This is a genomic window from Cellulomonas sp. GbtcB1 (assembly GCF_019091725.1).
Lineage (GTDB): Bacteria > Actinomycetota > Actinomycetes > Actinomycetales > Cellulomonadaceae > Cellulomonas.
Genome location: NZ_JAGXJG010000264.1, coordinates 1 through 269, shown reverse-complemented (window position 1 = coordinate 269; position 269 = coordinate 1). Strand labels below are relative to the sequence as shown.

At 75.1% G+C, this 269-nt stretch carries 1 protein-coding gene; it reads right to left on the bottom strand.

Annotated elements, in window-relative coordinates:
• On the bottom strand, positions 1–216 hold a 216-nt coding region (locus KVT14_RS20440), incomplete at its 3' end, for an HAD hydrolase family protein (protein ID WP_217617303.1).
• Between the last annotated feature and the right edge of the window lie 53 nt (positions 217–269).

Sequence of the window (269 nt, the reverse complement as noted above, 5' to 3'; positions counted from 1 at the left end):
CCCGCCGGCGGACGCCACGATCCCGTGGACGTCTGCCGCGCGGATCCGGTCCGGGAGCATCGACTCCGGTCGCCCTGTGCACAGCAGCACGCGGTGCCCGTTGGCCCGGGCCGCCCGGTCCACGCGCTCGTGCCCCGGGGGGACCTCGCCGTGGTGCGCGTAGGTCCCGTCGCCGTCGAGGAACACGTACCGGGGGGCCGTGGGCGCGGGAGTCACGGGGCCCATCCTCTCGCACCCCCGCGCTCCTATGCCCCTGAGGTTTATGCCTA